The sequence below is a fragment of the Oerskovia sp. NPDC057915 genome (genome assembly GCF_042887685.1).
Lineage (GTDB): Bacteria > Actinomycetota > Actinomycetes > Actinomycetales > Cellulomonadaceae > Oerskovia.
In genome coordinates this window covers 1-8,302 of the sequence record NZ_JBHVOS010000011.1, presented here as the reverse complement: position 1 = coordinate 8,302, position 8,302 = coordinate 1, and the positions used below count along the sequence as shown (strand labels likewise).

Annotated in this window: 11 protein-coding genes; 4 read left to right on the top strand and 7 right to left on the bottom strand. The window is 72.0% G+C overall.

What is annotated here, in order from left to right; translation table 11 throughout:
* Window positions 1–185: 185 nt before the first annotated feature.
* Entirely contained in the window at window positions 186–986 is an 801-nt protein-coding gene (locus tag ACFVQ3_RS08995; RefSeq protein WP_387637718.1) for a sigma-70 family RNA polymerase sigma factor, read from the bottom strand.
* A 229-nt stretch (window positions 987–1,215) separates the two neighbouring features.
* On the opposite strand from ACFVQ3_RS08995, the gene ACFVQ3_RS08990 reads away from it, so the two are divergent.
* The 4 genes from ACFVQ3_RS08990 to fliW are packed head-to-tail and all read left to right on the top strand — an operon-like array spanning window position 1,216 to window position 4,432.
* Complete coding sequence (locus ACFVQ3_RS08990; RefSeq protein WP_138825802.1) at window positions 1,216–1,704, top strand: flagellar protein FlgN; 489 nt, start codon at window positions 1,216–1,218, stop codon at window positions 1,702–1,704.
* A gap of 12 nt (window positions 1,705–1,716) precedes the next feature.
* The gene (gene flgK, locus ACFVQ3_RS08985) at window positions 1,717–3,135 is read left to right on the top strand and encodes a flagellar hook-associated protein FlgK (RefSeq protein WP_387637715.1); all 1,419 of its coding nucleotides are present in this window, start codon (window positions 1,717–1,719) and stop codon (window positions 3,133–3,135) included.
* Between the two features lie 56 nt (window positions 3,136–3,191).
* The gene (gene flgL, locus ACFVQ3_RS08980) at window positions 3,192–4,067 is read left to right on the top strand and encodes a flagellar hook-associated protein FlgL (RefSeq protein ID WP_387637713.1); all 876 of its coding nucleotides are present in this window, start codon (window positions 3,192–3,194) and stop codon (window positions 4,065–4,067) included.
* Window positions 4,067–4,432 (top strand): flagellar assembly protein FliW, encoded by a 366-nt coding sequence (gene fliW, locus ACFVQ3_RS08975; RefSeq protein ID WP_387637710.1) that lies wholly within the window; start codon window positions 4,067–4,069, stop codon window positions 4,430–4,432. The genes flgL and fliW overlap by 1 nt, the downstream gene beginning before the upstream one ends.
* A 102-nt stretch (window positions 4,433–4,534) precedes the next feature.
* On the opposite strand, the gene ACFVQ3_RS08970 is transcribed toward fliW, so the two are convergent.
* From ACFVQ3_RS08970 to ACFVQ3_RS08945, 6 genes are read right to left on the bottom strand one after another with little or no spacing between them, the layout of a single operon-like run.
* Window positions 4,535–5,020 (bottom strand): hypothetical protein, encoded by a 486-nt coding sequence (locus tag ACFVQ3_RS08970; RefSeq protein ID WP_387637707.1) that lies wholly within the window; start codon window positions 5,018–5,020, stop codon window positions 4,535–4,537.
* A 58-nt stretch (window positions 5,021–5,078) separates the two neighbouring features.
* A complete protein-coding gene (locus ACFVQ3_RS08965; RefSeq protein ID WP_387637704.1) occupies window positions 5,079–5,441 on the bottom strand; it encodes a response regulator in 363 nt (120 codons plus the stop codon).
* Window positions 5,438–5,908: a chemotaxis protein CheX gene (locus ACFVQ3_RS08960; RefSeq protein ID WP_387637701.1), complete on the bottom strand. Its 471-nt coding sequence runs from the start codon at window positions 5,906–5,908 to the stop codon at window positions 5,438–5,440. Before ACFVQ3_RS08960 ends, ACFVQ3_RS08965 begins: the two co-directional genes overlap by 4 nt.
* Window positions 5,905–6,288 carry a response regulator gene (locus tag ACFVQ3_RS08955; RefSeq protein WP_138825814.1) on the bottom strand — a complete coding sequence of 128 codons (384 nt, stop codon included), beginning with the start codon at window positions 6,286–6,288 and terminating at the stop codon, window positions 5,905–5,907. The genes ACFVQ3_RS08960 and ACFVQ3_RS08955 overlap by 4 nt, the downstream gene beginning before the upstream one ends.
* Window positions 6,285–7,097 carry a CheR family methyltransferase gene (locus ACFVQ3_RS08950; RefSeq protein WP_387637698.1) on the bottom strand — a complete coding sequence of 271 codons (813 nt, stop codon included), beginning with the start codon at window positions 7,095–7,097 and terminating at the stop codon, window positions 6,285–6,287. Before ACFVQ3_RS08950 ends, ACFVQ3_RS08955 begins: the two co-directional genes overlap by 4 nt.
* Window positions 7,094–8,158 (bottom strand): chemotaxis response regulator protein-glutamate methylesterase, encoded by a 1,065-nt coding sequence (locus ACFVQ3_RS08945; protein ID WP_387637696.1) that lies wholly within the window; start codon window positions 8,156–8,158, stop codon window positions 7,094–7,096. The genes ACFVQ3_RS08950 and ACFVQ3_RS08945 overlap by 4 nt, the downstream gene beginning before the upstream one ends.
* Window positions 8,159–8,302 lie beyond the last annotated feature (144 nt).

The window sequence follows — 8,302 nt, the reverse complement described above, 5'->3', positions numbered from 1 at the left end:
CAGTGCAGAGACGTTCGTGTTGACGCTGAAGCCCATGATGAGTCCTCCGTGAGACGGGCGAGAAGAATGGTCCCCCAGCCCATCCATGGGCCGGTCGACCAGAACTGTCGGCACGGATCGTGACGTCGTCTGCTGCCGAGCGGGTGAGATCTCGTCGCGGACCGTGGGCTCGCGCCCCGGTCAGGTCAGGAGGCTGCCGGGGTTGACCACGCGGCACGCCGGGTCGCACCACCGGCGACCCTGTCCCCCACGTCGGCCAGGTACTCACGCCGGCGTGCGGACAGCGGCGCCGTCGAGCCCCGCGACTCCTTGTCGGAGTAGTGCGCCTCGAGCCCCTCCCGCAGCAGGCGGACCGCTTCGATCCGCGCGTGCGAGACCGTCGAGTGCCCGATGCCCAGCTCCTCGGCGAGCGCCCCCACCGTGCGGCCTGCGAAGTACACCTCCTCCACGATGTACCGCAGCTGCTCGGGCAGCGCCGCGACGGCCTCGCGCACGACGTGCCGCTCCTCGGTCGCGAGGACCTGCTCCTCGGGGCTCGGCGCGTCGAGCACCACGTGCTCGTACATCGTGTCGTCGACCGCCACGATCGAGCGGCCCGCGTCGTCACGGATCGCCCGGACGTCCGCGACCACGACGCCCATCGCCTCGGCGACCTGGGCGTCGGTCGGCTCCCTGCCCAGCGACGCCGTCAGAGTGGCCTCGACCGCGGTGAGCTCCTTGATCCGCTTGCGCGCCGACCGGGGCGCCCAGTCCTGCGAACGCAGCTCGTCCGACAGGGCGCCGACGATGCGGCGTCGGGCGTACGCGCCGAAGGGCACCCCCCGGTCCGGGTCGTAGGCGGTCGCGGCCGTCGTCAGCGCGATCGCCCCGACCGACGCGAGATCCTCCCGCGAGAGGTGGTCCGCTCGAGCACACAGGTCGGACACGAGGAAACCGACGAGGGCAAGGTTGTCGACGACGAGAGCGTTGCGCTCGGAGAGGTTCACGCCGAAGCACCTTTCTGCTGGGCATCTGCTGGGCACCTGCGTCGCACCGCCCCGGTGGGGCACCGGGGGGCGCTGCGAGGCACGCGGTCGCGACCGCGTCATGGACTCCCATGCGGATCGGTCGACGATCAGTCGCCACATCCGCGCCGCGGCGACCGACAGTGGACGTCGAGCGGGCCTCGCGGCCCGCCGCCCCGACCGACCACGCCGCACGTAAGGGAGAGCCGCATTGGGCCCTCAGGAGCTGTCGACCCTGTTGTGGCGAGAGCGTGAGCTGCTGGAGATGCTGCTCTTCAAGCTCGAGGAGGAGCAGCTGCTCCTCACCGCCGGCCGCACCCGCTGGCTCGCGCACGCCAACCGTGAGGTCGAGACCGTCATGGAGAAGGTTCGCGAGGCGACCCTCGTGCGCACCGTCGCCTCCGAGACGGTCGCCTCGTCCTGGGGCTTGTCCCCCGACGCGACGCTGCGCGAGATCGCCGCGGCCGCGCAGAGCACGGGACCGTGGCGCGAGATCTTCGAGGGGCACCTCGCCGGCCTGACCGAGCTGACCGTGCGCATCAAGACCGTCCGGGACACCAACACCCAGATCGTCAACCACGCCTCGCGCTCGACGCAGGAGACCCTCGCGACGCTCGGCGGTGAGGCGCGGACCTACGACGCGACCGGCGCCGCCACCGCGCAGTCCGCCGTCGCCCGCCTCTTCGACACGATCCTGTAAGGAACCGCGCACATGAGCTCGTTCGCCATCCTCAACACCGCCCGCCAGGGCCTGAACGCCGCACAGGCCGGCATCGACGTGACCGGTCAGAACGTGGCCAACCTCAACACGAACGGCTACACGCGTCAGCGCATCCAGCAGTCGTCGGTCTCCCCGCTGTCCGAGATGGGCCTGGCGCGCTTCGCCCAGCCCGTGCGCAACGGCCAGGGCGTGAGCATCGACGGCGTCGCCCGGCTCGGGAACCTCTTCCTCGAGTCCCGCGTGCGGCAGACCGCGTCGAACGAGGGGTACTCCGTGGTGCGTGCCACGGCCTTCAACGCCGTCGAGGACATCCACGGCGAGCCCTCGGACACGGGGTTGTCCGCGACCCTGCAGTCGTTCTGGAGCGGTTGGCAGGACGTCGCGAACGCGCCCGGGAAGGAGGCCCAGGCGCGCGTGGTCATCGAGCGTGCGGTGGGCATCGTCGACCGGCTCGTCGCGGGTCGCGCCGAGGTCGCGGGACAGTGGCAGCAGTCCCGGACGGCCGCGACCTCGCTCGTCTCGGAGGTCAACGCGATGGCGGACAAGGTCGCGGCGCTCAACGCCCAGATCCGCGACGCCGCAGGGCAGGGCGTCTCGACCAACGAGCTCGTGGACCACCGGAACCAGGTGACGGCCTCGCTCGCGCAGGTCGCCGGCGCCCAGGCCAGCACGAACCCGGACGGCACCGTCAGCGTCCTGCTGGGCGGCAACCTGCTCGTCGACGGCACCACGACCAACCCGGTCAAGCTGGCCGGCTCGCAGTCGATGGACGGCGTGACCACGGACCCGGTCCGCCTCGAGTGGGCGCACCGCGCGGGGGCGCAGGTCGCCCTCGAGGGCGGGGACCTCGCGGGGCACCTGTCCGCCCTGGCGCCCGCGTCGTCGGGCGGCGTCTACGCCCAGGCGGCGGCGGGCTACGACGCACTCGCCTCGACGATCGCCACCCAGGTCAACGCACTCCACAGGACGGCCCTGACGACGACCGGCGCCCCGGGAGGCGACTTCTTCGCCTTCGACGCGGGCAAGCCCCCGGCGTCGGGCATCAAGGTCGCGGTCACGGATCCCTCGCTGGTCGCCGCGAGCGGCGGCGGTGGCGCGCTCGACGGGTCCGTCGCGGACAAGATCGCGCGCCTCGGCGTCGCGTCCGACGGCCCCGACGCGGGCTGGTCGGCTCACGTCGCGACGATCGCCGTGAAGTCGAGCTCGGCGACGTACGACGCGAAGCTCGCGACCATCGCGTCCACCGCGGCGTTCTCCGACCTGCTGTCCAACTCGGCCGTCTCGCTCGACGAGGAGACCGTGAACCTCGTCCAGTACCAGCACGCCTACCAGGGGGCCGCTCGTGTCCTCACCGCGGTCGACGAGATGCTCGACCAGCTCATCAACCGCACGGGCCGCGTCGGCCTGTGACCCAGCAGCGCCGGCCAGCCGGCCAGCCCGCCCGACCCGCCTCCTAGGGGAGAACCGTGCGCATCACCAACCAGATGCAGGCCTCGTTCGTCACACGAAGCATGCAGGCCAACCTCGCCCGGATGGCCGAGCTCCAGGAGCAGGGCACGTCCGGACGCAAGCTCGTCCGCGCGTCGAGCGACCCCTCTGCGGCGGCCGACGCCCTGTCCGTGCGCAACCAGCTCGCGACCGAGAAGCAGTACCAGCGCAACATCGAGAACGGTGACGGCTGGCTCTCGACGCTCGACTCGGCGCTCCGGTCCGTCACGGACGTCGTCCAGCGCGTGCGCGACCTCGTGATGCAGGGAGCCTCGGACACGGCGTCGCCCGACGCGCGTGAAGCCATCGCGGTCGAGCTCGACGAGCTGCGCTCCGAGCTCCTGCGCCAGTCGAACACGACCTTCCTCGGGCGCAGCGTGTTCGCGGGCACGTCCGACGAGGGGGTCGCGTTCCGTGACGACTACACCTTCACCGGAGTCCCGGGCAGCACCGTCGAGCGGCGCATCGGTGCCGACTCGACCGTCCAGGTCGACGTCGACGGCGCCGCGGTCTTCGGCACCGGACCGGGCTCCGTCTTCGCCCTCCTCGACACGGTCGTGACCGACCTGCGGGCAGGCACAAACGTCAGGAGCCACCTCGGGGCCGTCGACTCCCGGCTCTCCGCCGTCCTGACCCAGCACACCGGCGTCGGCGCACGGCAGAACCAGCTCGAGCGCGCCACGGACACCAACGCCGACTCCCAGCTCGCGCTCAAGACCCAGCGCGCCGGGCTCGAGGACGCCGACATCGCCGAGATCGCGATCGACCTCCAGCTCAAGCAGGTCGCCTACCAGGCGACCCTGAGCATCGGGTCCAACCTCCTGCAGCCCACTCTCATGGACTACCTCCGCTGATGACCACCATCGCCTTCGTGACCCCGCCCCCAGGCCTGTCGGCCCGCCGGTTCGAGCTGCTCGAGGAGCAGACCGACGGCGTCTACACGCTCGTGGCGCTCGACGTCCCCGGCGTCGAGCTCCTCGTCGTCGACCCGGGCCGCTGGGTCCCCGACTACGCCCCCTCGATCCCGGCGGCCGACCTCGCGCTCGTCGGAGCGACCGACCAGGACCCCGTGGTCCTCCTGGTCGCGAGCGCGCGCGACGGGGTCGTGAGCGTGAACCTCATGGCCCCGGTGCTGGTGCACCCGGACACGGGGGCAGCGATCCAGACGATCCTCGACGGCCAGGGCCTGGACCTGCGTCGGGAGCTTGTCCCGGTCTGACACCGTGCGTACGCTGCTGCGCGCAGCCCTGCTCGACGACGAAGAGGCCCGTCCGGTTCCCCGGACGGGCCTCTTCGTCGTGGAGCGGCAGGACGCGGTGCGCTAGCGCAGGACGACCGTGTAGGCGCCCCCGCCGTAGCCCGCGACGTCGACCGTCGCATCGACGCGACGCCCCGTGCTGCGCAGGAACGACACGGCCGTGCCCGGCAGTGCGGCCCGCGTCGAGTCGAAGACGTCGGCCAGGACCAGGTGCGGTGCGTCCTCGGTGTTGAACAGGCCGGCCGTGACGTTGAGGACCTCGGACACGTTCTCGAGCAGCACGTCGCTGAGCCTCCCGTCCGCCGCGGCGTCCTTCGCCGGCCCGGGCGGCATGAGGCCGATCGACGCGCCGAGGTACGCGCCCAGGGGGACGTCGACCGCGACCACGGCCTCGACCTGACCACGGTTGCTCAGGTACGTGGCCACGACGAGTCCCTTCGTCTCGGGCGTCATGAGCCCGCCGGCGGGCACGGCCGTGCACGCACGGCCGACCAACCCTGCGTACAGGTCCTTGATCTCCTTGAGCTGGGGCAGGGGCGTGGTGGTCACGAGTTCGGTCCTCCGGGGTCGATCGGTGGGTGGTGCGCGGGGGGCGCGGGTGGGGCGGTCAGCGGAAGTGAGGGCGCAACGCCGACTCGAACGTGCCGGCGTCGAAGGGCTTGGCGATGAGGAACAGCGCACCCTCGCTCTCGGCGAGCTCGCGCATCTGCGGCGAACCCTCCGAGGTGACGAAGCCGAACGGGACGCTCGAGCCGCCGGCACGCAGGGCGCGCAGGAAGTCGATCCCGTTCATCTCGGGCATGTTCCAGTCCGACAGGACCAGGTCGGGCTTCTCCGAGCGGGTCAGGGCCAGCGCCTCGGCGCCGTCGCCCGCCTGGACGACCTCCCAGTCGCCGAAGCCCGCCTGGCGCAGGGTACGCAGGACGATCTGTCGCATGACGCGGCTGTCGTCCGCAACGAGGACTCTCACAGGTCTTCTCCGTTCGTCGAGGTCCACAGCTGGATGAGGATCGGGCCGCCCCACCAGAGGAGTGCCTGCTCGTGGTCGGCGGGTCGGTCGGCGGTCGGCGCGGAGTGCTCGACCGCGGGCAGCGTCAACGAGGACCCCTCGGGCATCATGGCCTTGAGGTTCCCCCCGACGACGTTCGCCACCTCCCCGAGGGCGTCCTGGACGTCCTCGAGCGACACGGGCTCGTCGTCCTCCTTGAGCAGGAGCGAGCGAGCCAGCCGGTCCGCCGTCTCACGGGCCGTGACGACCAGCGTGCGCGAGACCGCCGGCCCGACGATGTCGACCCAGGCGTACAGGGGGTCGGCGATCGGCTCCTCCAGCGCCTCCATGGGCAGGAGCAGCCCCGGCTCGCCGTCGACCATCGCGGTGAACAGGTCCTGCGCCATCGGGACGACGCTCTGTGCGAGGGTCCAGGTGGTGTCGGTCATGCGAGCTCCTTCTGCGGCAGCAGCCCGAGCATGTCGAGCTTGGCCTCGAGCGCATCAGGGGTGAACGGCTTGATGAGGTACTCGTGCGCCCCGGCCGCGAGGGCACGCACGATCTGGTTCTGCTCGGACTCGGTCGTGACCATCATGAGCGTGAGGTCGCGCCAGTCCCTGCGCTTGCGGACCTCCTGCACGAGCTCGAGGCCGTCCATCACGGGCATGTTCCAGTCGACGCACGCCAGGTCGAAGCGTTCACCGGCCTCGAGCAGGTCGAGCGCCGCGCGCCCGTCTCCCGCCTCGGCGATCTCGAAGCCGAGACCCTTCAACGTCGACGCGACGATGCGGCGCATCACGCGCGAGTCGTCGATCACCAGCGCTCTCATGCGCTGCCTCCTCGGAGTCGGTAGATGGAGCCGTGTGCGCCGTCGACGCGTTCCCACGCGGGGTCGACACCGACGGTCGTCTCGGCGGCACCCAGGATCAGGTAGCCGCCGGGTCTCACCCGGCTACGGAGCCGGGCGAGGATCGACTGCTTGGTGGGCATGTCGAAGTAGATGAGGACGTTGCGCAGGAAGACCACGTCGAACGTCCCGACGCCCGGGGGCGGGGTGAGCAGGTTGTGCTTCTCGAACGTCAGGTTCCGGCGCAGCGCAGGGTCGACCTCCCACTCCGCACCGGCCCGCCGGAAGTGGCGGACCAGCATCGGGGCGGGCAGCCCACGGTTGACCTCGAGCTGGCTGTACCGGCCGCTGCGGGCACGGTCGATCACCTGCGCGTTGATGTCGGTCGCGAGGATCCGGAAGCGCTGGTGTCCCTGCTCGGCCAGGACCATCGCGATGCTGTAGGGCTCCTGGCCCGTCGAGCAGGCCGCGGACCAGATCGACAGGTCGGCGTCACGGTGCGCCGGCAGCACGACCCGGCGCAGGGCCGTGAACGGCGAGGTGTCCCGGAACCAGGACGTCTCGTTGGTCGTCATGGCCTCGACCACGCGCACGACCTCGAGGCTCGACCCGGTGCGCACGAACCTCTGCACGTACTGCTCGACGGCGTCGGTCCCGTGGAGCCCCTTCTCCCGGGCGAGGGGGCCGAGCCGCGACTCGACGAGGTACTCCTTGCCGGGCGCGAGCTGGATCGCGCTGTGCCGGCGGACCAGGTCGCTCACGAACGAGAACGACTGCGTGGACACGGTCATGCGCGTGCTCCTTCGGTCGCAGAGACGACGGCGCGGGCGAGGTGGTCGAGCGGGAGGACCTGATGGGCGTGCCCTGCGGTGGCCACCGCGCCGGGCATCCCCCACACGACCGACGACTGCTCGTCCTGGGCGATCACGTGACCGCCTGCCCCCGCGACGGCCCCGGCACCGTCGCGCCCGTCCGAGCCCATGCCGGTCAGCACGAGGGCGAGCAGGTCTCCCCCGAGGACCTGCACCGCGGACCGGAACAGCACGTCGACCGAGGGGCGCGTGAAGTTGACGGGCGGGCCGTCGGTGACGGCGGTCGCCAGGCTCGCACCCTGGCGCACGAGCTCCAGGTGGCGCCCACCGGGAGCGAGGTAGGCGTGCCCCGGGACGAGGATCTCGCCCCCGACGGCCTCGATCACGGTCGTCGGCCCTTCGCGGTCGAGCCGCTCCGCGAGCTGGCGGGTGAACACGGGAGGCATGTGCTGGACCAGGAGGACCGGCACGGGCAGCGGCTCGCGGATCGCCGAGAAGATCTTCCGCAGCGCGTCGGGCCCCCCGGTCGAGGAGCCGACGACGACGGCGCGGACCGGGCGTCCGGGGGCAGCCCGGCGCGTGGTCACCACGGTGGTCGCACCCGTGCCGCCGGGCCGTGCCGCCACGGGTCGGCGGGCACCTGGCACGAGCGCCTTGATCTTGGGGACGAGCTCGAGCCCCACCCGTTCGAGGGCGGTCTGCACCGAGCCGGTGCCGCTGGGCTTCGTCACGTAGTCCGTCGCGCCGGCCGTGAGCGCGTCGAGGGTCGCCCCTGCCCCGCGCTCGGTGAGCGTCGAGAACATGATGACGGGCATGCGGCGTCCCGCGGCGCGCAGCGCGCGCACCGTCTCGATCCCGTCGAGCACGGGCATCTCGATGTCGAGCGTGATCAGGTCCGGCTCGAGCTGCTCGACCTTCGCCAGGGCGAGGCGGCCGTCGGCGGCGGTGCCGACGACGGTGATCTCGGGGTCCCGCTCGAGGGTCTGCGTGACGAGGCGTCGGATGACGACCGAGTCGTCCACGACGAGCACCCGGATCACGAGCGACCTCCTGTCGCGGGCAGGGCCGTGGGGGGGGGCGGGGGCCCGGGGGGGGGGGGGGGGGGCGGGGGGGGGGGGGGGGGGGGGGGGTGCGGCGGCGGGAGCTCGAGCGCTGGGCGGCCCCGGGGGGCCGGCACGCGGGCC

What these genes read in the sequence shown, in the direction of transcription:
- flgK (WP_387637715.1), top strand. Translation starts at nt 1,717, where the DNA reads ATGAGCTCGTTCGCCATCCTCAACACCGCCCGCCAGGGCCTGAACGCC.
- fliW (WP_387637710.1), top strand. Translation starts at nt 4,067, where the DNA reads ATGACCACCATCGCCTTCGTGACCCCGCCCCCAGGCCTGTCGGCCCGC.
- ACFVQ3_RS08960 (WP_387637701.1), bottom strand. Translation starts at nt 5,908, where the DNA reads ATGACCGACACCACCTGGACCCTCGCACAGAGCGTCGTCCCGATGGCG.
- ACFVQ3_RS08955 (WP_138825814.1), bottom strand. Translation starts at nt 6,288, where the DNA reads ATGAGAGCGCTGGTGATCGACGACTCGCGCGTGATGCGCCGCATCGTC.
- ACFVQ3_RS08950 (WP_387637698.1), bottom strand. Translation starts at nt 7,097, where the DNA reads ATGACCGTGTCCACGCAGTCGTTCTCGTTCGTGAGCGACCTGGTCCGC.